Annotated in this window: 1 protein-coding gene; it reads left to right on the top strand. The window is 67.1% G+C overall.

The genetic code is table 11. The features are described 5' to 3' along the window. Positions 1-1,203, top strand: a 1,203-nt coding sequence (locus tag EON91_RS14440; RefSeq protein WP_292096104.1) for a DUF1501 domain-containing protein, incomplete at its 5' end; no start/stop codon positions are given. Positions 1,204-1,316: the final 113 nt, after the last annotated feature.

Here is a 1,316-nt window from a genome sequence, read left to right as displayed (position 1 = left end):
CCGAACCCCGTGCCGCCCGGCACCAACGCCCTCGCGCGCACCTTCGGCCTCAACCCGCACCTGTCCGCCATGATGCCGCTGTGGACGGAGGGACGCCTCGCTGTCGCCGCCAACGTCGGGCCGCTCGTCGTGCCCACCACCAAGGCGCAATACCGCGGGCGCTCTGTGCCGCTGCCCGCCAACCTGATGTCCCACAACGACCAGCAATCGACCTGGCAGGCTGGCTCCGCAGAAGGCGCGCGTCGCGGCTGGGGCGGCCTCATGGCCGATCAGCTGCTATCGACCAACGGAACAAACTCCGTCTTCACCGCCATCTCGACGGCCGGCAACGCCGTCATGCTCGCCGGCCAGAACGTCGTGCAATACCAGATGTCGACCAGCCAGACGACGCCGGCGATCCGCATCAACTCGGCCGCCGCGCCCACCACCAACGTGTTCGGCGCCAGTGGGCAGGGTGCGCGTATCCGTGAGATCATCCGCGACACGGCCGGCACGAGCTATTTCATGCAGGACTATGGCGCGAAGGTCGTCCGCTCGCAGGACTCGGCCGATCTCCTCAACGCCCAGTTCGCCGCCGGCGCGCCCGGCGCCGCTATCGCCGCGCCGACGCAGGTGCTCAACCCGATCACCCGCGCGATGGAAAACAACTCGCTCGCCGTGCAGCTGCAGACGGTGGCGAAAGTCATCGCCTCACAGAGGGTGCTCGGCATGAACCGCCAGGTCTTCTTCGTCTCGATGGGCGGCTTCGACACGCACGACATCCAGAACACCAGCCAGTCGCCGCTGATGGCGCGCCTCGCCCACGCCATGGCCTATTTCGACGGCGCACTCGCCAATGTCGGCGGCGTCGACATGCGCGACCGCGTCACCACCTTCACGGCGTCAGACTTCTCCCGCACCTTCACCACCAATGGCGACGGCACAGACCACGCCTGGGGCTCGCACCAGTTCATCATGGGCGGCGCCGTGCGGGGTGGCGATGTCTACGGCCAGTTCCCAACCGTCGGCATCGACGTGCAAAACGGCTTCCAGAACCCCAACATGTCCGGCAACGTCCTCGTGCCCCAGATGTCGGTCGACCAGTACGCCGGCACCATGGCCAGATGGTTCGGCCTCACCGACAGCCAGGTCGCCTCGATCTTCCCCAACATCACCAACTTCACCAACCGCTACTACGACTTCCTCGCCGCGCCCGTAGCCTGAGGGCGCAGCAACCCAGCATCGTTCCCCAGCCGCGTCTCGACGCCCGGCTCGGAACGACAAGGCGCCCGTGGCTAAGCTGTTTCTCGCCAGCACAGTCACGGGCGCCGTTTGTC

Origin of the sequence: Brevundimonas sp. (genome assembly GCF_004210735.1) — a bacterium.
In the GTDB taxonomy this organism is placed as follows: Bacteria; Pseudomonadota; Alphaproteobacteria; order Caulobacterales; family Caulobacteraceae; genus Brevundimonas.
Note: the sequence above shows the minus strand (reverse complement) of the source record. Positions and strands in the feature narration are given on the sequence as shown.